Below are 18881 nucleotides of genomic sequence, written 5' to 3' on the forward strand. Positions count from 1 at the left end.
TGCTGGTCTAAAGCGTCGCGGCGAGTTTGCGCAGCTCGAATTTCTGGATTTTGCCGGTCGAGGTTTTCGGCAACTCTTGAAATACGACTTTCTTGGGCGCTTTGAAACCTGCCAGTGTCTCACGGGTGAAGGCGATCAGGGTTGCTTCGTCCACGAATTCTCCGGGTTTGAGCTCTACAAAGGCACAGGGCACTTCACCCCACTTCTCATCCGGTTTTGCCACCACTGCCGCCAACATAACGGCATCATGCCCCATCAATGTGCCTTCGATTTCGACAGAGGAGATATTTTCGCCGCCTGAAATGATAATGTCCTTGGCGCGGTCGGCAATCTGGATATAGCCGTCATCATGCTGAACGGCGAGATCGCCGGAATGGAAGTACCCGCCTTTGAAAGCCTCTGACGTGGCTTCGGGGTTCTTGAAATATCCTTTCATCACCGAGTTGCCCTGAATCATGATCTCTCCCTGCGTGGTGCCATCGCGGGGAATTTCGGTCATGTTTTCATCCATGACGGTGATATGTTCCATCATTGGCATCGCGACGCCCTGCCGCGATTTCAATGCAGCGAGCGCCTTCTTATCCAGATTTGCCCAATCTGCCGCACGCCAGATACATTCTGTCACGTGCCCGTAGGTTTCGGTCAGGCCGTAGACGTGGGTGACGTTGAACCCCAAAGCCTCGATTTTGCCTAATGTGGCAGGTGCAGGCGGGGCCCCTGCGGTGAAAACCTCGACCATATGGGTGAACGTGCGGCGTTCCTGATCGCTGGCGTTGACCATCATGTTAAGCACGATAGGCGCACCGCCGAAATGGGTGACACCTTCATCTGCGATGGCGTCAAAGATAGCTTTGGCCGTAATGTCCCGACTGCACACAAGGGTGCCTCCGATCAAGGGCATCATCCATGTGTGGTTCCATCCGTTGCAATGGAACAAAGGCACAATCTGCATGAACACAGGGTGCAATACCATGCGCCAGCTGATCACGGTGCCCATGGTCATCAGGTAGGCGCCGCGGTGATGATACACCACGCCTTTGGGCCGCCCCGTGGTGCCGGATGTATAGTTCAGCGCGAGGCTCTCCCATTCATCCTGTGGCATGATCCAGTCATAATCTTCATTGCCACCGGCAAGCACATCTTCATAGACGGGATGACGCCCCGTCGCGGGAAAGCCCGCAGCCGCATCGGGTACTTCGATCAGTCGTGGGCTATCCCCCTCCACGCGCAAAGCGGCTGCCTCTGCAAGTTCGATAAACTGGGTATCGACAAGAGCAACGACCGCGCCGCCATGCTCAAAAATGTAACTCACTGTGTCGACGTCCAGCCGTGTGTTGATGGTGTTCAGCACGGCACCGCAGGCTGGCACGCCGAAATGTGCCTCTGCCTGTGCGGGTGTATTGGGCAGGAGTGTGGCGACAACATCCCCGCTTCCTACGCCCATACCCGCCAGCGCCGAGGCAAGCCGGCTGCACCGCGCGTGATATTGTGCATAGGTGACGCGGTGGTCCCCGTAGATTACCGCTGTATGACCGGCAAAGACATCGGCCGCGCGCCGCAGATGGGACAGCGGGCTGAGAGGAACATAATTGGCGGCACATTTCTCCAACCCGGTTTCGTCTTTCATCCAGCCCATTTGCAGCCCTCCCTGACAAGATTATTGCGCATACGTCCCAGCACGATATGCAGGGAGCGGAAATATGCAATCACCAAGATGGTGAAGCTGAGGGGTAGGGGCGTTTAGGATGAGTGATACCACGTTGCGGCCAGGACTTGCGGCGCTCTCTATTCTTGGTGGAATGTTTACGCTGGGTATCACCGATAACTTTGTGCCGTACATCTCTGAAACCGGTTCATTGTGGCAGTTCCATATGGTGCGCGGGATCATGGCGCTCGTGATGTTGGGGCTGATCGCAGGGATGGGTTTTGGCGTGATCAGGCCGATAAGCTGGCGGGCGGTGCTGGGGCGCAGCCTGTTTCCGGCCACGGCCATGCTTATCTATTTCGGCTGCCTTTCTGTGCTGCCGATCGGTGTCGTGGTGGCAGGACTGTTCACGGCGCCGCTGTTTGTGCTGTTGATTTCGGTCGTATTTCAGGGCGCGCGGGTTGGACCTGTGCGGATTGGGGGGGTGCTTCTTGGCTTTGTCGGCGCTCTTTTGGTGATTCAGCCTGATCCAAGCGCGTTGGATCCGGTTGCATTTCTGCCGATTGTGGCCGGGATGTTGTATGCCATCGGGGCTGTTGTCACACGGCTTTGGTGCGCACAGGAGGGAACCATTGCGCTGTCGGCGGGCTTCTTCGGGATGCTGACCATTTTCGGTGCCGTTGGTCTGGTCGTGTTGCCTGTCGGCGGGCCCGAAGGGTTTGACGGTTTTGTTGAACGGGGCTGGGTGCCGCTGACAGCTGCCATGTGGTTCTGGATCACGGTGCAGGCTGTCGGGTCCATGATCGGGATCGCGCTTATTTTTCGCGGCTACCTTTTGGGCGATGCAGGATATGTCGCCGTTTTCGAATACTCACTGTTGGTGTTCGCCAGCTTCTGGGCTTGGGTACTTTGGGGTCAAACAGTCAATCCGATGGCGCTGACTGGGATGGCGATGATTGCGGGGGCCGGTATGGTGATCACCCTACGCACCAAGGAGGCAATGCCTGTGCGTGCAGTCAAAGTACCCGAGGACGCGCCATGATCCTGTCTCGTGGCCGCGGCTATCTGTTCATCCATGCACCAAAGACGGGCGGCACCTCTATGTCGCTGGCTTTAGAGGCGCGGGCCATGAAGGATGATATCATGCTGGGCGATACGCCTAAGGCGCGGCAGCGGCGCAAGCGGACTGACGGGGTCACCTCTGCGGGGCGGTTATGGAAACACGCCACTCTTGCTGATCTGGATGGGCTTGTGAAGGAAGATGAACTTGATGCGCTGTTCATCTTTACCATGGTGCGCAACCCTTGGGACCGGATGGTGAGCTATTATCATTGGCTACAGGCCCAAAGCTTTGACCATCCATCCGTCGCCCTCGCCAAGCGGCTTGATTTCGAGACATTTGTCGCCCAGCCGATCATTGCGCAAAGTTTTACCAACTCTCCGGCGACCTCATATGTGACTGATGCCAAAGGGCGCGAGCGCGCGGATCTATTTATCCGGCTTGAGCATCTAACGCAGGATATTGCGCCGCTTGAGGCGCATTTGGGCTTCAAGTTGGACATGCCGCACGTAAACCGGAGTACGCGGCTGACCGACTACCGCGTGTCATATACCGAAGAGAGCCGCGAACGCGTGGCGCAGATGTGCGCGGCGGATATTGCGCAATTTGGCTACCGGTTCGAACACTAGCAAAGGAATCACATTTCTTTGATTTGATGCGGCGGCAGAGACGGAAAAATCCGTGGTTCGCACCTAATTCTTCCAGTTTCACGTGTAGGATTGTCCGAATAATCAACCAAATCTTAGGCCTTTCGGCTGAATTGTACCTCAGCATGGGGACAATGCCGCAAATCAGCCCCAATCATGGCGCTTACTTGCCCTGAGAATCACGAAAAGTGGTTCCAACAAAACAACGCACCACAAAGAGGGTGCAGACTAAGGGGAATGGAAACGATGTTTGGACTGGGTGCAAAAACACAACAACCTGTACACCGCGCAGTTGAGATGAGCGGCGCATATGATGGATGTATGGCAACATTGAGCCATGGTCTGATGATCGGCACGCGGGTTGCCAGCAATCTGGGCTGGCGTGCAATTGATGCACTCGCTGTTGGCGATAAGGTTCTGACCTTTGATAACGGCATGCAGGAGATCACGGAAATCCGTCGTGCCCACGTCTGGCTGGACGCACCTGAAACGGCCGACATGATGTGGCCCGTTGTCATTCCTGAAGGGGCGCTGGGCAATCGCGAAGAACTGGTGCTGCTGCCGGACCAAGGCGTGATGATCGAAAGTGATGTAGCACAGGACCTTAAGGGTGATCCGTTTGCCATCATGACCGCGCATAACCTTGTCGGGCTACGCGGTATCCACCGCCGTCAGCCGATCCAGCGGGTCGAACTGGTTGCCGTGTATTTTGACCATGACGAAGTTATCTATGCCGAAGGTGGGGCGCTTATCCATTGCCCTGCGGATATGTCGACTTTGGACAAATTCCTTGAGGCTGGTGATCAAACCTACGTGGTCTTGACTGGCGAAGAAGCAGAGGAACTGGCATTCCACATCGGTCTTGAAGACAATCTGGAAGAGGCGGCCGCGTTCGAAGGATTCCGCGCCTCTCTCTAAGACCAACGCTTAGCAAAGCTTTAGCAATTCAACCATTCCCTATGGTCTTAAAGGGGTCGCAAAAGCGGCCCCTTTTTCTGTGTTCCAGTGTCTGTTCCCACGGGCATTGAAGTTTCGCAGCAGGTACGAAAAAGGGGCGCCAGAAGCGCCCCTTTTGATTGGTTATGGTCCGTTGGTTAGGCTGCTTTGGCAGCCTTCGGGCCAAAGCGGCCATAGAACGTCTGGTTCTTCTCGGCCATTTCGCGCAGCAGGTCAGGGCATTTGAACCGCTCGCCGAATTGCGCCTCAAGTTGGTCACAGCGTTCAGCCGCATAAGGTGTCCCGATCATGTCGAGCCATGACAGGGGGCCGCCGGACCAAGGCGCAAAGCCCCAGCCAAGGATCGCACCGACATCGCCTTCGCGGATATCCATAAGAACGCCTTCTTCCAGCGCACGGACTGCTTCCAGCACCTGGACGAACATCAGACGGTCTTGGACGTCTTGCAGCGGAGGCTGCTCTTCGGCCAGCGGGTATTTGTCCTGCATGCCCTTCCAGTAGCCCAGACGTTTGCCCTTTTCGTCATAGTCGAAATAGCCCGCTTTGGACTTGCGGCCCAAGCGGCCCTGCTCTTCGAGCCAGACAATCAGATTGTCCGCTTCGGAGGCAGGATAGGCGTTGCCCATCGCGGCCTTCGTGGCGCGCATGATCTTGGTGGCCAGATCAACCGAAGTCTCATCGCCCAACTGGACAGGACCAACAGGGAAGCCAAGCATTTGTGCGGCCTGATCGATGTACCAAGGTGCCACGCCTTCGGTGATCATGCGGTTCGCTTCGCCACCGTATGGGATGATGCAGCGGTTTGCGTAGAAGAAGCGCGCATCGTTAACAACGATCGGTGTCTTGCGGATCTGGCGCACATAGTCGAGCGCTTTTGCCACCGCGCGATCGCCTGTGTTGGCACCTTTGATGATCTCGACCAGCAACATCCGCTCAACAGGAGAGAAGAAGTGGATGCCGATGAACTGTTCCTGACGGCTTGATGCTTTTGCCAGATCGGTGATCGGCAAAGTCGAGGTGTTGGAAGCAAAGATGCAATCCTCGGGGATCACGGCCTCGACCTTTTGGGTCATCTCCGCTTTCACTTTGGGGTCTTCAAACACGGCCTCGATGATCAGATCGCAGCCTTTGAGCGCGTCCAGATCAGGCGTGGCTGTGATGAGAGATAGCAGCGCTTCTTTTTTCTCCACTGTGCCTTTCTTGCGGGTAATGCCTTTGTCCAGATAGGCTTCGGAGTAGGCCTTGCCCTTGTCGGCAGCAGCTTGATCGCGGTCGATCAGCATAACTTCGATGCCAGCCTGTGCGGAAACGAGCGCGATACCCGCACCCATCATGCCCGCACCCAGTACGCCCAGCTTCTTGACGCGCTGGTCAGGGATACCTTCGGGACGCACAGCGCCTTTTTCCAGCGCTTCCTTGTTCAGGAAAAGCGAACGGATCATCGCAGAGGAGGTCGGATTCATCAGAACGGATGTAAACCAGCGTGCTTCGATCTTCAGAGCAGTGTCGAATGGCACGAGCGCGCCTTCATAAACTGCTGAAAGCAACGCTTTGGCGGCAGGGTAGACGCCTTTAGTCTTACCGTTGACCATCGCAGACGCGCCAACAAATGTCATGAAGCCTGCAGGGTGATAGGGGGCGCCACCGGGCATTTTGTAGCCTTTGGCATCCCACGGCTTGAGGATGTCGGCATCCGTGGCCGACAGAACCCACGCGCGGGCATCTGCCATTGGGTCATCGCTGACCTCGTTGATGATCCCTGCCTTTTTAGCGGCATCAGGCGACAGCATTTTGCCTTCGAGCAATAGTGGAGAAGCGGCCATAGCGCCCAACATGCGCACAAGGCGCGTGGTGCCGCCGGCACCCGGGAAAATGCCAACCTGAATTTCGGGCAAGCCGATGCGTGCTTTGGGGTTGTTGGCTGCAAACGTGCGGTGCGTGGCCAATGGCAGTTCAAGCCCGATGCCTGCGGCGGTGCCGGGCAGAACAGCAGCAACCGGCTTGCCGCCCTTGTTCGTCTTCGGGTCCATGCCTGCGCGCTCGATCTTGCGAAGCAGTTTGTGCATGCGCATCGTGCCTTCAAAGAGGCCGCGGGCGGGATCGTCGCCTGCGTCTTCTTTCATTTTTGCTAGCAGGTTCAGGTCCATTCCGCCCGCGAAAGAGCCCTCTTTGCCAGAGGTGATGATGATCCCTTTGACAGCATCGTCAGCCAGCGCCTGATCGGTTAGCGCGTCCAGTTCTTCAAGGCCTTCCACGGACATGACGTTCATGGATTTGTCGTCAACGTCCCAGGTTATCGTGGCGATGCCCTCGGCGTCTGTTTTCATGGTGAAGTCGGTCATTGTTGCCTCCATTTGGCGAATTTTTCGGAAAGGCCCGGTGCCCGATCAGAGATCGGTTTTCCCGAGCGTCCATTGTATGTGTCGGAGCGGGCTGTAGATGTGATAGAAGCGCCAGCCCTCCGGTGTTTCGGACAGTGTCATCGTGCTGTGGAACGGTTCGACGACATACTCGCTACCGACGAGGATATGCATCAGACAGGCCACGCTAAAACGATTTTCCTGTATCTTCTGGATACTCTCGACCTTGCGGTAGATGTCCGTAATGCGGCGTATCAGGACAGCCTGATGATACAGGTCGAAATCGCACCGCAGCTCTTCGGGATTGGTGATCGTATAGGCGGCCGCACCCCTGGGTTCGATCGTGATCGGCAGGCCCATCACCTGCTGATAAAGATCGAAATCCCCGGAGAGGAGCGCCTTTGTAAGACGCTCCCCTATTATGGCAAAGGTCGCCTCGTCCACGTTTATACCCGCTCGATGATGGTGGCGGCGCCCATGCCAGATGCGATGCAGAGCGTGGCAAGACCCACCTCTTTGTCCGCGCGCTCAAGCTCGTCCAGCAGCGTGCCGATGATCATCGCGCCGGTCGCGCCCAGCGGGTGACCCATCGCGATGGAGCCGCCGTTTACGTTGACCTTGTCGTGATCCACATCAAAGGCCTGCATGAAGCGCATTACAACAGAGGCAAACGCCTCGTTTACTTCGAACAGATCAATGTCTTTGATGTTCATACCGTTATCGGCAAGGATTTTCTCGGTCACTGGAACCGGACCGGTCAGCATGATGGTGGGGTCGGTGCCGATTTTTGCCGTTGCGCGGATACGTGCGCGCGGCTTAAGGCCATATTTCTCACCAAATTCCTTGTTGCCGATCAGCACGGCAGCCGCACCATCAACGATACCGGAAGAGTTACCAGCGTGGTGGATGTGGTTGATCTTTTCCAGATGCGGATATTTGAGCAATGCGACCTTGTCGAAGCCCGGCATGACTTCACCCATTTGCTGGAACGCAGGGTTCAGCGCGCCAAGGCTTTGCATGTCAGTCTGCGGGCGCATGTATTCGTCATGGCTCAGGATTTCGAGACCGTTCTGATCACGGATGGTGATGACGGATTTGTCAAAACGGCCTTCGTCCCATGCTTTCTTTGCACGCTGCTGCGATGCGATAGCAAGCTGGTCTGCCTCGTCACGGGTGAACCCGTATTCGGTCGCGATGATATCAGCAGAGATACCTTGTGGCACGAAGTACTGGTTCATCGCGATGCTTGGGTCCGCAGCAATAGCTGCTCCGTCGCTGCCCATAGGCACGCGGCCCATCATCTCAACGCCGCCAGCGATATAGGCCATGCCGGCCCCGCCGCGTACCTGATTGGCTGCAAGGTTTACAGCTTCCATGCCGGATGCGCAAAATCGGTTGATCGCAAGGCCGGGGATGCGTTCGTCAAGGTCGGAGGCAAGCACGGCAGAGCGCGCAAGGCAGCCGCCCTGTTCCATAACCTGGGTGACGTTGCCCCAGATCACGTCTTCAACTGCGTGGCCTTCAAGGTTGTTACGCTCTTTCACGGCGTTCAGCGTGAGCGCGCTCAGGCGCAGGGATGTCAGCTCGTGCAGGGCGCCGTCTTTGCGGCCTTTGCCGCGCGGCGTACGCAGAGCGTCATAGATATATGCTTCGGTCATTTGATAGTCCTTTCGATGACTTGTCTTGGGGCACACACAATGTGCATGCTTTTATGAGTTGGGCAGGGGCGCAGTTGTGTGCCCCTGCCGATTACGATCAGGCCCGATCTGCCGGAGAACCGGGCATCAGGTCATAGGGGGCTTTCCAGCCCGGTGTTTCAGAGAGGCGTGTCAGCCAAGCGTCGATGTTCGGATACGCGCTGCGGTCAAATCCGAAAGGTTCGGGATAATAGAGATACCCACAGCAGCTGAGGTCGGCGTTGGTTATGCTGTCGCCCACGATCCAGTCTCGGCCTTCTAGGTGGGCGTTCAGAAGGTCATAGGCGGCGGCGAGCCGACCCTGATTGAAGGCAATGACCTCTTTGGGTTGTTTGTCTGCGGGCAAGAAGTTCATCAAGAACCGGGTCATGCCAGCCATCGAGCTGAGCTTGTGGTTGTCCCAGAGAACCCAGCGCAGGATTTCGCGGCGTTCGGCTGCGTCTTTGCCGCCGAACTTGCCTGATTTCTCAGAGACATAATCCTGAATGACGCCCGACTGCGTCAGCTTGACGTCACCATCGACCATCACAGGCACTTCGCCCAGATTGTTGATCATCTCGCGGTAATCCGGCGTGCGTGTTTCGCCACCAAAAAAGTCCACCTTAACAGGCTCCCAATCCAGACCAGAGAGTTCCAGAGCGAGGGCCGCCTTATACGCATTGCCGCTTTCGCCGAAGCAGTAAAGTTTGATTGTCATAAGTCCGGTTCCTGTTGTTGGTCATGGTCGCGGGAAGGCCCGCGGGGGATAAAGCATCTGGCTTTGCGTGAAACGTCAGAGGTTGCGCGCGATCAGTTCCTTCATAATCTCGTTTGTGCCACCATAGATCCGCTGAACACGGGCGTCGGTCCACATCTCTCCGATGGCATATTCTTGCATGAAGCCATAGCCGCCGTGAAGTTGCAGGCATTCATCAAGGACTTCGCCCTGTGTATCGGTCAACCAGTATTTGGCCATGGCTGCACGATCTACGGTCAATTCACCGCGCAGATGTTCTGCGATGCATTGATCCAGAAATGCGCGGGCAACGATTGTTTTGGTTTTGCATTCGGCCAGCTTGAAACGGGTGTTCTGAAACTGGGTGAGGGGGCCGCCAAATGCTTCGCGTTCTTGGCAATACTGGATGGTGCGCGCGACTGCGCCTTCCATGGCACCAACGGCTTCGCAGGCAATGATCAACCGCTCTTGGGGGAGCTGCTGCATCATCTGGTAAAAGCCTTTGCCTTCTTCGCCGCCAAGGATGTTCTCCGGCGGAATTTCGACGTTGTCGAAGAACAGCTCGGACGTGTCAGATGCATGCTTGCCAATTTTCTCAAGGTTGCGGCCACGCTGGAAACCTGTGGCGCCTTCGGTTTCGACAACCACAAGGCTCACGCCCTTGGACCCCTCGGCCGGGTTCGTTTTAGCTGCAACGATGATCAAGTCGGCGTGCTGGCCGTTGGTGATAAAGGTCTTCTGGCCAGACAGGCGGTAGGCGTTACCATCCTTGATGGCCTTGGTCTTGATTGATTGCACATCCGATCCGGTTGAAGGCTCTGTCATTGCCAGAGCACCGACCATCTCGCCCGAGATCATTTTTGGCAGCCAGCGCTTCTTTTGCTCTTCGGTGCCGTAAGCCAAGACATAGTGGGCGACGATTCCCGAATGGATGCCCGTGCCCCAGCTCGCTAGATTGGCGCGGGCGGCTTCGATCAGAATAGCGGCTTCATGGCCAAAATCACCACCGGCCCCGCCGTATTCCTCTGGAATGGAAGGACAGAGCAGGCCAAGTTCAGCCGCTTCGTTCCAAGTGCTGCGGTCCATCTGGGATTGCTTGCGCCATTTTTCAAAGCGCGGTGCCCATTCCGTGTTGATGAAGTTCGCTGTCATTTCAGCAAGCATCTGGTGTTCTTCAGTCATCCATGCGGATGTTTTTGGGGCAAAATCATTCATTTTTAGTCGATCACTTTCGTCGTGCCTATGGGCAGGGTGACACCTTCAAAGTCCGGATACACTTCGCGGAGCAGTGCAATCTGGCGAGCGTCATCAATGCGGATGAGGTACCATACGCCGTCATCTTTCAGCGTAAGGGTGGAGGTGTTGGATTGTAGCTTCGAGCGGTTGCCCGAAGCCTGAATAACGGTTTGTGTCGGGATCAGGCTGTAGGGACGGCCGCTGGCTGTCGTCTGGAATGTTGCCTGATCCAATGCAATGTCGAAAAAAATCACATCAGCGTCGCGGGTTGCGTCACGTGTGGCCTTTGCCATCTCGCCGCGCAAGGTTTGTTCGGTGAGTCCCGCCTTGGCCGCAATAGCGGTGATCATCCGCGGAGGAATGACACTAAGAATTTCAGAGGAATTGCCCGCAACGACGGCGCGTTCAAAACTGGTGATGCGGGTGGAAATAGCAGCGCGGTCATCAACCGCCAAAGAATAGGGCGCCGCACATGCAGCGACGAAAAGAGCTGCGGCGATGATATATTTGCCGACCATTCTATGTCTCCCGTTGTCTTCATGCGCAAAGGATTGCGCGGTGCTGAGAAATGCCGGTCTCTCCCTCCGGCAAGTCTTATCTTTTGCGGTCGTCTAGCTCCGAATTGAACAGCCGTAGCCTTGCGATCAGGTTTTCCTCGTTCATCACGGACGAGAAGTTTTCGAACAGAAACGACAGGGCTTCCCCTTCATCCAAACCAGCGTCCACGCTGAACTTTTTGAGGCGGCGATAACCATCCTCTGTCATGGCGACAGGAAATCGGCGGGTCAGGCGAAAGCGTTTTGGCATGGTCTCTCCGTAAAGGGTGGGCGAGGACACCGTGCCCTCGCCCGACCAGCTTAGAAGTTTGCCGCTTCCAATGCCATGACCGTGTCCGCGCCCGACTGGATGCGGGTCAGGTGCAGGGCCGTAGCAGGCAGTTGGCGTGCCATGTAGTAGCGACCGGTCGCCAGCTTTGTCTCATGGAACGTGGCGTCCGACGTGCCGCTTGCCAAGGCTTCGCGAGACGCTTTGCCCATCATCGCCCACATCAGGCCAAGGCATACGTGACCGAACATGTGCATAAAGTCATTGGAGCCGGCCAGCGCGTGGTTCGGATTCTTCATGCCGTTCTGCATGAAGTACATGCCAGCAGCTTGCAGGTCCTTTGACGCCGCTTTCAGCGGTTCAATGAAGTCTTTGTCGAATGCTTCGTCCTGACCGGCGTTATCTTTGCAGAAGGTTTTTACCAGTTCAAAGAAGGCCATGACGTGCTTGCCACCATCCTGAGCAAGCTTGCGGCCCACCAGGTCAAGTGCCTGAACACCGTTCGCACCTTCATAGATCATCGCAATGCGCGCATCGCGGGTGAACTGTGACATGCCCCATTCTTCGATGTAGCCGTGGCCGCCGTATACCTGCTGGGCCTTGACGGTCATGTCATAGCCGACATCGGTCAGGAAACCCTTGATGACCGGGGTCAGCAACGACACAAGGCCGTCTGCGTTTTTGTCATCCGCGCGATGGGACGCATCGATCATTGTCGCACCCCAGAGGATGAACGCACGCGCGCCTTCAACAAAGCTTTTCTGATCCATCAGTGAGCGACGGATGTCAGGGTGGACGATCAGCGGATCGGCAGGCTTGTCTGGTGCTTCCGCACCGGTGACCGCACGGCCTTGCAGGCGATCGTTGGCATAGGCAAGCGCGTTCTGGTAGGCGACATCGGCCTGAGCCAGACCCTGCATGCCCACGCCCAGACGTGCTTCGTTCATCATGGTGAACATGGCGCGCATACCTTTATGCTCCTCGCCCAGCAGATAGCCTGTGGCTTCGTCATAGTTCATGACGCAGGTGGAGTTGCCGTGGATGCCCATTTTTTCTTCGATGGAGCCCACTGTCGCGCCATTGCGCGCGCCAAGGGAGCCGTCCTCGTTCACGTTGAACTTTGGAACGATGAACAGCGAAACACCTTTAATGCCTTCAGGGCCGCCTTCGATCTTGGCCAAAACCAGATGGATGATGTTGTCGGCCATGTCGTGTTCGCCCGAGGAGATAAAGATCTTCTGGCCGGAGATTTTGTAAGAGCCGTCCGCCTGTGGGGCGGCTTTCGTGCGCATCAGGCCCAGATCGGTGCCGCAGTGCGGCTCTGTCAGGTTCATCGTGCCGGTCCATTCGCAGCTGACCATTTTGGGCAGATACGTGTCTTTTTGCTCGTCCGAACCGTGGGCAAGGATCGCAGAGGCCGCACCGTGGGTCAGGCCCTGATACATGGTGAACGCCTGATTGGCGGCCGAGAACATCTCGCCCACGGCAGACCCGATGACGTATGGCATGTTCTGCCCGCCGTATTCTTCTGGCATGTCCAGACCGGGCCAGCCGCCCTCTTTTACCTTCTCGAAGGCTTCTTTGAAGCCGGTTGGCGTGTAGACAACACCATTCTCCAGACGGCAGCCTTCCTTGTCACCGACTGGGTTCAGCGGTGCCAGAACCTCGGAGGTCAGCTTGCCCGCTTCTTCCAGAATCGCCGATGTGAAGTCAGGCTCAAGATCGGCATAGCCCGGTGTGGAGGCTTCGGTGATTTTCAGAACATCGTGCAGAACGAACTGCATGTCTTTCGTGGGGGCGGTGTATGTTGGCATAGTGGTCTCTCTCCCTGAAACGGTATGAACAATGGTGTGCGTCAGCCGGCCTTTCGCGGTTGACGCAGGGATGAGATCATCTTCTCACCCCATTTTAGCTGGTCGCGCAGATCGTCGATCGCGCTATCAATTTCGGTGCGTTGGCGCTCAAGATCCTCAAGGCGCTTACAGGCAAGGTCATAGCTTTGCTCAAGCTGGCTCAGCTGTCCGTCGCCTTTGTAATAGAGGTCCAACAGCTGGCGGATTTCCTCAAGCGAAAAGCCAAAGCGCTTGCCGCGAAGGATTAGCTTCAGCCGCGCGCGATCGCGTTTGGTGAACAAGCGTTTTTGGCCAATCCGTTGCGGGAAAAGCAGCTCTTTAGCTTCATAAAACCGCAAGGTCCGGGGTGTGACGTCAAAGGTGTCGCACATCTCGCGAATTGTAAGTGTATCAGTACTCATAATGCTCTCACTGTTCCAATGGATCGCGGCTGGATTATTGGCATGACACCCGATACCGCCTTTGGGAACGCTTACGTAGTGATACGTGACGTCAGTTTCTAGGGTTACCTTTGGTCACGTCACGTCAATTGGAGGGTAGGTCGTTTTTCGCCTAAAAAATTCTCGGTATTGGCGAAAACCTGCGCGTTTATGCGCTGTCACGCGAATGTCTCTCAAAAGTAGAGACAGGCATTGTAGTTCCCTTCAAACTATTTCAAGCGGCGCCGACGCCACTTTGATTTAGCTTTGCGGAAGGAAAGATATGCCGACACTTGTTTTTGACGCAACGCGTCCGAAGCGCGAAGATCCCGCAGCTTTTGACATGTATCTTGAAGCCGCTGCGAAGATTGTTGAAACAGTCGCCTATGAAATGGCCACACGGGCCTCGGCCTCAACAGTCGAAGAGCTTATGGGGATCGCGTGCAGGATTGAAAAAGCCGCGGGTCGTATCCGGCCTGCTGATTAAGCGTTGTCGCCCAACGCCTTAAGCGTTTCGTCACGCAGGCGCGTCAATTCGCTAAGGGCTTCGTTTAGTTGGCGCTGTTTCTCGGCTAGCTCTTCAAGCTGGCCGTTTGCCATGTCTACCCAAGCCCGCATTTGCGCGACTGTGCCTTCGTTTTCATAGATCAGTAGCCATTGGCGGATAACTTCCAACGAAAATCCGAAACTGCGTCCGCGCAGAATCAACTCCATCCGCGCGCGTTCGCGTGCACCGTAAAACCGCGTACGCCCCTCGCGGTCAGGCGAGAGCAGTTCGATATACTCATAATACCGCAGTGTGCGTGGCGTTACGTCAAATTTTGCGCACATCTCTTTGAATGTCAGGCGGGTATCGTCGCTCATGTCTGAAAGGTCCTCCGGTCTCTTACGCTAAAAGCCCCACGCGGGATGTGCAACGGTTCCTATTGCCCTTTGTGTAAGCTGCTGCTGTAAAGGGCGGGAAAAGCGGGACAATTTATGCCGCGCAAGGAGGATACATGGTCGACCTGACAGCGCTGGCGCGCCAGTTTATCGAAGCATTGCCCCATTCCGTATTGCTAGGGATGGAACCACAGGAAATGGGTGCCGGCGTGGCGACGATCCGGATGCCCTACAAGACTGAGTTGATCGGTGATCCGGTGACAGGCGTGATCCACGGCGGGGCTGTCTCTGCCTTGATGGATACATGCTGCGGCGCTGCGGTGATGTCGCACCCCGACAACAAGGGCGGCACAGCCACGATTGATTTGCGGATAGACTATATGCGCGCTGCGACCCCGGGCCAGACAATCACGGCGCGGGCGACATGTTATCATATGACCCGCTCGGTTGCCTTTGTGCGCGCGGTCGCACTGGATGATGATACTGAGAATCCGGTGGCCACGGCCACAGGCGCCTTTACCGTGGAGGACAAACGATGACTGATCGCAAACGCCCCGAGCCGGTCCAGGTCGTCAAGCAGCGCCGCGATGCAGCCCTTGCGGCACTTGCTGGCGCAGTTCCCTACATCCGCTTTCTGGGAATAGAATTTGAGCGGCGCGGAGACGAGCTTACTGGCATAATGCCCTTCAAGCAGGAACTGATCGGCAATCCTTTGCTGCCTGCGCTTCATGGTGGTGCAACGGCTGCTTTTCTGGAAGTGACAGCGGTGATGACGCTGAACTGGTCCTATCTTTGGGAGGATCTGGAGGCGGGCAAGCTGGACCTGACCGATTGCGCGCCGCAAGATTTGCCACGTCAGCCAAAGACCGTCGATTTCACTGTGGATTATCTGCGAACAGGTCTTCCGCGCGACGCCTATGCACGGGCACGCATCACCCGCGCGGGCAGACGGTATGCGTCGGTTCAGGTTGAGGCGTGGCAGGACAACCGCGCGCGCCTCTATGCAGAGGCGATGGGGCATTTCGTCATGCCTGCCCCTCGTGACTGAAGCTGCGACCGTCAAACTAACCCACAAACGCGTGCTTAACATTGCGGTGCCCGTCGTGCTGTCGAACGCGACGGTCCCAATTTTGGGGGCTGTGGATACCGGTGTGGTCGGTCAGATCGGGTTGGCTGCTCCGATTGGTGCAGTCGGCATCGGGGCAGTCGTGCTGTCGGCTTTTTATTGGGTCTTCGGCTTTTTGCGTATGGGCACGGTGGGGCTGACCGCTCAGGCTGAGGGGCAGGGCGACACCGACGAAGTTGCGGCCTTGTTGACCCGTGCGCTGATGATCGGGATTGGCGCCGGAATTGCAATTATCGCTTTGCAAGGGGCGCTCTTTTGGGCTGCTTTTCAGGTCTCACCTGCCAGTGCAGAGGTTGAGGGGCTGGCACGTCAGTATATGGCGCTGCGGGTCTGGTCGGCGCCAGCGGCCATCGGGCTGTACGGCATCACCGGCTGGCTGATCGCACAAGAGCGCACCCGTTCTGTGCTGGTGTTGCAGGTTTGGATGAACGGCCTGAACATTGCCCTTGATTTGTGGTTCGTCATTGGGCTGGGCTGGGGAGTGCAGGGCGTGGCCCTTGCCACAGCGATCGCGGAATGGAGCGGCCTTGCGTTGGGGCTTTGGTTCTGTCGGGCGGCCTTTGCCGGTGTCGCGTGGCGGGCATGGGACCGCGTTTTTGATGCTGTGCGCTGGCGCCGTATGATGGGGGTGAATACCGATATTCTTATTCGTTCACTGCTGCTGGAAGCAATTTTTGTGAGCTTCATGTTCATGGGCGCAGGGCAGGGTGATGTGACACTGGCAGCCAATCAAGTGCTGCTACAGTTCATGATGATCGTAAGTTATGCGCTGGACGGTTTTGCCTTTTCGGCCGAAGCATTGGTTGGAAAGGCCTTCGGTCGCGGAGACCGGACGAATTTGCGCCGCGCCGCGTTACTTGCTTCGGGGTGGGGCATGGCTGCGGCGGCGTGCATGGGCGTTGGTTTTGCCCTGTTTGGGCCGGGAATTGTGGACATAATGACCACCGCACCCGAGGTGCGAGAGCAGGCGCGCATCTATCTGCCCTATCTGGTGCTGATGCCGGTTATTGGCTGCGCTGCCTTTATGCTGGACGGTATATTCGTGGGGGCAACCCGCAGCCGTGACATGCGCAATATGATGGCACTATCCTTTGGCGTTTACGCTGCCTGTGTCCTGCTTCTGGTGCCGACCTTTGGCAACCACGGGCTATGGCTGGCCATGCTGATATCGTTCGTCGCTCGTGGGCTGACCCTCGGGGCGCGGTACCCGTCACTTGAACGCGCGGCCGGTGCGTAGAGTATTTCAGCGATCCGCGTTTACAAAAGTGCCTGAATAGCCTCCGGCGGCCGACCGATGACGGCGCGGGTGCCATCAAAGGCGATCGGGCGTTCGATCAGGATCGGATTGGCCGACGCTGCGGCAAGCAGGGTAGTGTCATCATCAGTGCGCTTCAGTCCCAGTTCTTTGAACAGTTTCTCTTTGGGTCGCAGCATCTCGATCGCCGTGACGCCAAGCGCCTCACGGGCCTGCTCAAGCTCTTGAACGGTGGGTGTGTCTTCTAGGTATTTGCGCACTATATGCGTCTTCCCTGCCGCTTCGATCAAGGCGAGGGTCTGACGCGATTTAGAGCAACGCGGATTATGCCAAAGCGTTATCATAGCCACTCCTTGCGGCGGCTGGCGACAGCTTCGGAAACCGAACCAAACCCGTCTTGTGCCAAGCGCGCATCAATGCCGCGCGCAATTTCACCCACCAGCGATAGCCCGTCAAATACCAGTGCTGTATAAAGCTGTATGGCGGATGCCCCCGCGCAGATTTTCGCATAGGCTTGATCGGCGGAGCCGATGCCGCCAACCCCGATGATCGGCACATCAGTCAGGGTCGAAAGACGCGCAAGCACGCGCGTGGATTTTTCAAACAGGGGCGCGCCAGAGAGACCTCCGGCTTCTTCCTTATGGGCGGAACGCAGCCCCTCGCGTGAAAGCGTGGTGTTGGTCGCTATGATTGCAGCAACGCCCGCGTCTTGGGCCACTTGTGCCACATCTGCGATTTCGCTCTCGCTTAGATCTGGTGCGATTTTCAGCATGACGGGCGTGGTGCCGCGCACAGCCATTACGCCCTCCAACAAACCGGCGAGTGCGGCTTTGCCTTGCAAATCGCGTAGTTTTTCGGTGTTGGGGGAAGACACATTTACCGTAGCGAAATCCACGTGGTCCCGTGCGGCCTCCATGACGCGGGCGAAATCTGCCGCGCGGTCCGTGCTTGTTTTGTTTGCACCCAGATTTAGGCCGACAGGAATGGTGCGCGGTGTGGCCGCAAGACGGGCACAGATTGCTTCCATCCCGTCATTATTGAATCCAAAGCGATTGATCGCGGCGCGGTCTTCGGTCAGGCGAAACAGCCGCGGCTTGTCATTGCCCGCTTGTGGCAAAGGTGTCGCTGCGCCAACTTCGATGAACCCGAAACCTGCTTCGCTAAGAGGCTCGACAGCGGTGGCGTTCTTGTCAAAGCCGGCCGCAAGGCCCACCGGATTGGGCAGATGCATGCCTGCCAGCTCTACCGCAAGGCGCGGGGTGCTGACGGGTCCGGGGCGCGGTGTCAGGCCTGCGCGCAAGGCACGGATGGCAAGGCCGTGTGCTACTTCGGGATCAAAGCGGCGCAGCACGCTTAGGCCCATCGCCTCAATCAGCGCGCTCATCCGAATACATCCGACAGGGGCAGGGGCCGCGTGCGGACCAAGCGTGAGTTCAGGACGGCCGCCTGCCTGTGGATGACAGATTCTTTATATTCGGGGTCTGTTACCATCGCCAGAAATGCAGCGGCTTTCGGGAAGTGGACGATGAACATCGCGTCCCATGTTTCATCCGGAGCGCCGATCAGGGCGACATCAAAACCGCCCCGCCAGATAACCTTTCCTCCGACGCGGGCCAGTACCGGGCTGCTGGTTTCACTGTATTTGGCATAGGCCTGTGCACCGGTCAGGTCTTGACCCGCAAGGGAATGATCAGCTGGATACTCGGCCTTGTCAAAAAACTGCACGAGGTTAAGCATATTTATCGGGACGTCACGGTCTTGCGACTTGAAAATCTCGAACTGTTCGCGGTCTGTATCGCTATAGGTGATCATTGTGCCGCTTCTTCCAGACCCGCAGGGAACTGGTGAACCCCATCGACCAGCGGCAAAGGTTGGGCCCACACGACATCGGCAATCGCCAGCTTGCGGTACAGGTGGGGGAACAGGGCATCTCCCCGCGATACTTCCCACTTCAAGTCATCACCCAATGTCTCGGCTTCTACTGCGACAAGAAATAACTCCTCGGCTCCGGCGAAATGCTTGGCCGCGGTTTCAGCGGCCTGCGTGGCGGTTGAGAAATGGATGTAGCCATCGGCCAGATCAATGGGCGCGCCTTCGGTTTCGCCATGGTTGCGCAGGCTTTGCCATTCATCGGTGCGGAAGATTTTAAATATAAGCATAGCCGCTGTGATGCCGCTCCGCGCCGCAGGGGTCAAGGGCCAAGG

At 57.0% G+C, this 18881-nt stretch carries 22 protein-coding genes; 7 read left to right on the forward strand and 15 right to left on the reverse strand.

Translation table 11 applies throughout. The annotated features are described in order from the left end of the window. Positions 1-7: 7 nt before the first annotated feature. Positions 8-1636: an AMP-binding protein gene (locus tag K3757_RS04170; protein ID WP_259999692.1), complete on the reverse strand. Its 1629-nt coding sequence runs from the start codon at positions 1634-1636 to the stop codon at positions 8-10. A gap of 109 nt (positions 1637-1745) precedes the next feature. Between K3757_RS04170 and K3757_RS04175 the strand changes: the two genes are divergently transcribed. The 3 genes from K3757_RS04175 (at position 1746) to K3757_RS04185 (ending at position 4270) form a co-directional block, all read left to right on the forward strand. Continuing rightward, on the forward strand, positions 1746-2687 hold the full coding sequence (locus K3757_RS04175) for a DMT family transporter (RefSeq protein ID WP_259999694.1): 942 nt from the start codon (positions 1746-1748) through the stop codon (positions 2685-2687). After that, a complete protein-coding gene (locus K3757_RS04180; protein WP_259999696.1) occupies positions 2684-3334 on the forward strand; it encodes a sulfotransferase family protein in 651 nt (216 codons plus the stop codon). Before K3757_RS04175 ends, K3757_RS04180 begins: the two co-directional genes overlap by 4 nt. Positions 3335-3589: 255 nt before the next feature. After that, positions 3590-4270 (forward strand): Hint domain-containing protein, encoded by a 681-nt coding sequence (locus tag K3757_RS04185; protein WP_259999698.1) that lies wholly within the window; start codon positions 3590-3592, stop codon positions 4268-4270. Between the two features lie 176 nt (positions 4271-4446). Here the strand turns inward: K3757_RS04185 and K3757_RS04190 are convergent, their stop codons facing one another. The 9 genes from K3757_RS04190 to K3757_RS04230 all read right to left on the reverse strand — a co-directional run bounded on the left by K3757_RS04190 (position 4447) and on the right by K3757_RS04230 (position 13396). Continuing rightward, on the reverse strand, positions 4447-6651 hold the full coding sequence (locus K3757_RS04190) for a 3-hydroxyacyl-CoA dehydrogenase NAD-binding domain-containing protein (protein WP_259999701.1): 2205 nt from the start codon (positions 6649-6651) through the stop codon (positions 4447-4449). Between the two features lie 45 nt (positions 6652-6696). Further along, positions 6697-7113 (reverse strand): hypothetical protein, encoded by a 417-nt coding sequence (locus K3757_RS04195; protein ID WP_259999703.1) that lies wholly within the window; start codon positions 7111-7113, stop codon positions 6697-6699. 2 nt (positions 7114-7115) lie between these two features. Continuing rightward, positions 7116-8327 (reverse strand): acetyl-CoA C-acetyltransferase, encoded by a 1212-nt coding sequence (locus K3757_RS04200; protein ID WP_259999705.1) that lies wholly within the window; start codon positions 8325-8327, stop codon positions 7116-7118. Positions 8328-8424: 97 nt separating this feature from the next. Then, the gene (locus K3757_RS04205) at positions 8425-9063 is read right to left on the reverse strand and encodes a glutathione S-transferase family protein (RefSeq protein WP_259999707.1); all 639 of its coding nucleotides are present in this window, start codon (positions 9061-9063) and stop codon (positions 8425-8427) included. Between the two features lie 75 nt (positions 9064-9138). After that, a complete protein-coding gene (locus K3757_RS04210) occupies positions 9139-10296 on the reverse strand; it encodes an acyl-CoA dehydrogenase family protein (RefSeq protein ID WP_259999709.1) in 1158 nt (385 codons plus the stop codon). Between the two features lie 2 nt (positions 10297-10298). Further along, complete coding sequence (locus tag K3757_RS04215; RefSeq protein WP_259999711.1) at positions 10299-10835, reverse strand: hypothetical protein; 537 nt, start codon at positions 10833-10835, stop codon at positions 10299-10301. Between the two features lie 76 nt (positions 10836-10911). Next, positions 10912-11124 (reverse strand): hypothetical protein, encoded by a 213-nt coding sequence (locus tag K3757_RS04220; RefSeq protein ID WP_259999714.1) that lies wholly within the window; start codon positions 11122-11124, stop codon positions 10912-10914. 50 nt (positions 11125-11174) lie between these two features. Further along, the gene (locus tag K3757_RS04225; RefSeq protein ID WP_259999716.1) at positions 11175-12956 is read right to left on the reverse strand and encodes an acyl-CoA dehydrogenase C-terminal domain-containing protein; all 1782 of its coding nucleotides are present in this window, start codon (positions 12954-12956) and stop codon (positions 11175-11177) included. 41 nt (positions 12957-12997) lie between these two features. After that, positions 12998-13396, reverse strand: a complete 399-nt coding sequence (locus K3757_RS04230; RefSeq protein ID WP_259999718.1) for a MerR family DNA-binding transcriptional regulator — start codon at positions 13394-13396, stop codon at positions 12998-13000. 301 nt (positions 13397-13697) lie between these two features. Here K3757_RS04230 and K3757_RS04235 point away from each other — a divergent pair, with 301 nt between their 5' ends. Then, a complete protein-coding gene (locus tag K3757_RS04235) occupies positions 13698-13901 on the forward strand; it encodes a hypothetical protein (RefSeq protein WP_259999721.1) in 204 nt (67 codons plus the stop codon). Here the strand turns inward: K3757_RS04235 and K3757_RS04240 are convergent. Beyond that, a complete protein-coding gene (locus K3757_RS04240; RefSeq protein ID WP_259999723.1) occupies positions 13898-14278 on the reverse strand; it encodes a MerR family DNA-binding transcriptional regulator in 381 nt (126 codons plus the stop codon). The genes K3757_RS04235 and K3757_RS04240 overlap by 4 nt on opposite strands. 134 nt (positions 14279-14412) lie before the next feature. On the opposite strand from K3757_RS04240, the gene K3757_RS04245 reads away from it, so the two are divergent. Genes K3757_RS04245 through K3757_RS04255 form a run of 3 tightly spaced genes read left to right on the forward strand, consistent with a single transcriptional unit; the run spans position 14413 to position 16659 of the window. After that, entirely contained in the window at positions 14413-14835 is a 423-nt protein-coding gene (locus tag K3757_RS04245) for a PaaI family thioesterase (RefSeq protein ID WP_259999725.1), read from the forward strand. Then, the gene (locus K3757_RS04250; protein WP_259999727.1) at positions 14832-15344 is read left to right on the forward strand and encodes a PaaI family thioesterase; all 513 of its coding nucleotides are present in this window, start codon (positions 14832-14834) and stop codon (positions 15342-15344) included. The genes K3757_RS04245 and K3757_RS04250 overlap by 4 nt, the downstream gene beginning before the upstream one ends. Further along, a complete protein-coding gene (locus K3757_RS04255; RefSeq protein WP_259999728.1) occupies positions 15337-16659 on the forward strand; it encodes an MATE family efflux transporter in 1323 nt (440 codons plus the stop codon). Before K3757_RS04250 ends, K3757_RS04255 begins: the two co-directional genes overlap by 8 nt. A 20-nt stretch (positions 16660-16679) precedes the next feature. Here the strand turns inward: K3757_RS04255 and arsC are convergent, their stop codons facing one another. From arsC to K3757_RS04275, 4 genes are read right to left on the reverse strand one after another with little or no spacing between them, the layout of a single operon-like run. After that, positions 16680-17021, reverse strand: a complete 342-nt coding sequence (arsC, locus tag K3757_RS04260; protein WP_259999729.1) for an arsenate reductase (glutaredoxin) — start codon at positions 17019-17021, stop codon at positions 16680-16682. After that, complete coding sequence (locus K3757_RS04265; RefSeq protein WP_259999730.1) at positions 17018-18061, reverse strand: quinone-dependent dihydroorotate dehydrogenase; 1044 nt, start codon at positions 18059-18061, stop codon at positions 17018-17020. Before K3757_RS04265 ends, arsC begins: the two co-directional genes overlap by 4 nt. Further along, the gene (locus K3757_RS04270) at positions 18058-18489 is read right to left on the reverse strand and encodes a DUF1330 domain-containing protein (protein ID WP_259999731.1); all 432 of its coding nucleotides are present in this window, start codon (positions 18487-18489) and stop codon (positions 18058-18060) included. Before K3757_RS04270 ends, K3757_RS04265 begins: the two co-directional genes overlap by 4 nt. Then, positions 18486-18836 carry a DUF952 domain-containing protein gene (locus K3757_RS04275; protein ID WP_259999732.1) on the reverse strand — a complete coding sequence of 117 codons (351 nt, stop codon included), beginning with the start codon at positions 18834-18836 and terminating at the stop codon, positions 18486-18488. Before K3757_RS04275 ends, K3757_RS04270 begins: the two co-directional genes overlap by 4 nt. Positions 18837-18881 lie beyond the last annotated feature (45 nt).

This window comes from Sulfitobacter sp. S223 (genome assembly GCF_025143825.1).
Taxonomy (GTDB): domain Bacteria; phylum Pseudomonadota; class Alphaproteobacteria; order Rhodobacterales; family Rhodobacteraceae; genus Sulfitobacter.

Coding starts and splice junctions, on each gene's coding strand:
- K3757_RS04170 (WP_259999692.1), bottom strand. CDS start 1,636: ATGGGCTGGATGAAAGACGAAACCGGGTTGGAGAAATGTGCCGCCAAT.
- K3757_RS04175 (WP_259999694.1), top strand. CDS start 1,746: ATGAGTGATACCACGTTGCGGCCAGGACTTGCGGCGCTCTCTATTCTT.
- K3757_RS04180 (WP_259999696.1), top strand. CDS start 2,684: ATGATCCTGTCTCGTGGCCGCGGCTATCTGTTCATCCATGCACCAAAG.
- K3757_RS04185 (WP_259999698.1), top strand. CDS start 3,590: ATGGAAACGATGTTTGGACTGGGTGCAAAAACACAACAACCTGTACAC.
- K3757_RS04190 (WP_259999701.1), bottom strand. CDS start 6,651: ATGACCGACTTCACCATGAAAACAGACGCCGAGGGCATCGCCACGATA.
- K3757_RS04200 (WP_259999705.1), bottom strand. CDS start 8,327: ATGACCGAAGCATATATCTATGACGCTCTGCGTACGCCGCGCGGCAAA.
- K3757_RS04205 (WP_259999707.1), bottom strand. CDS start 9,063: ATGACAATCAAACTTTACTGCTTCGGCGAAAGCGGCAATGCGTATAAG.
- K3757_RS04210 (WP_259999709.1), bottom strand. CDS start 10,296: ATGAATGATTTTGCCCCAAAAACATCCGCATGGATGACTGAAGAACAC.
- K3757_RS04215 (WP_259999711.1), bottom strand. CDS start 10,835: ATGGTCGGCAAATATATCATCGCCGCAGCTCTTTTCGTCGCTGCATGT.
- K3757_RS04220 (WP_259999714.1), bottom strand. CDS start 11,124: ATGCCAAAACGCTTTCGCCTGACCCGCCGATTTCCTGTCGCCATGACA.
- K3757_RS04225 (WP_259999716.1), bottom strand. CDS start 12,956: ATGCCAACATACACCGCCCCCACGAAAGACATGCAGTTCGTTCTGCAC.
- K3757_RS04230 (WP_259999718.1), bottom strand. CDS start 13,396: ATGAGTACTGATACACTTACAATTCGCGAGATGTGCGACACCTTTGAC.
- K3757_RS04235 (WP_259999721.1), top strand. CDS start 13,698: ATGCCGACACTTGTTTTTGACGCAACGCGTCCGAAGCGCGAAGATCCC.
- K3757_RS04240 (WP_259999723.1), bottom strand. CDS start 14,278: ATGAGCGACGATACCCGCCTGACATTCAAAGAGATGTGCGCAAAATTT.
- K3757_RS04245 (WP_259999725.1), top strand. CDS start 14,413: ATGGTCGACCTGACAGCGCTGGCGCGCCAGTTTATCGAAGCATTGCCC.
- K3757_RS04250 (WP_259999727.1), top strand. CDS start 14,832: ATGACTGATCGCAAACGCCCCGAGCCGGTCCAGGTCGTCAAGCAGCGC.
- arsC (WP_259999729.1), bottom strand. CDS start 17,021: ATGATAACGCTTTGGCATAATCCGCGTTGCTCTAAATCGCGTCAGACC.
- K3757_RS04265 (WP_259999730.1), bottom strand. CDS start 18,061: ATGAGCGCGCTGATTGAGGCGATGGGCCTAAGCGTGCTGCGCCGCTTT.
- K3757_RS04270 (WP_259999731.1), bottom strand. CDS start 18,489: ATGATCACCTATAGCGATACAGACCGCGAACAGTTCGAGATTTTCAAG.
- K3757_RS04275 (WP_259999732.1), bottom strand. CDS start 18,836: ATGCTTATATTTAAAATCTTCCGCACCGATGAATGGCAAAGCCTGCGC.